This window comes from Nonlabens ulvanivorans, from assembly GCF_000732625.1.
In the GTDB taxonomy this organism is placed as follows: Bacteria; Bacteroidota; Bacteroidia; order Flavobacteriales; family Flavobacteriaceae; genus Nonlabens; species Nonlabens ulvanivorans.
Genome location: NZ_JPJI01000007.1, coordinates 1 through 243, shown reverse-complemented (window position 1 = coordinate 243; position 243 = coordinate 1). Strand labels below are relative to the sequence as shown.

The window sequence follows — 243 nt, the reverse complement described above, 5'->3', positions numbered from 1 at the left end:
CCATCACAATCGGCGGCTTGCCAGATTGGATTACTCGTATCGGCTGTACTTCCTGCTGTAAATACACATGGATCTGCTGGGTCTGGATCAGTTCCGTTAGAATCTCCATCTCCATCACAATCGGCAGCTTGCCAGATTGCATTACTCGTATCTGCTGTACTTCCGGCTGTAAACACACATGGATCTGTTGGGTCTGGATCGGTTCCGTTAGAATCTCCATCTCCATCACAATCTGCTGCTTGC

Annotated in this window: 1 protein-coding gene; it reads right to left on the bottom strand. The window is 49.0% G+C overall.

Going from position 1 to position 243, the window contains the following annotated elements:
- Positions 1 to 243, bottom strand: a 243-nt coding sequence (locus IL45_RS15055; protein ID WP_036579342.1) for a hypothetical protein, incomplete at both ends; no start/stop codon positions are given.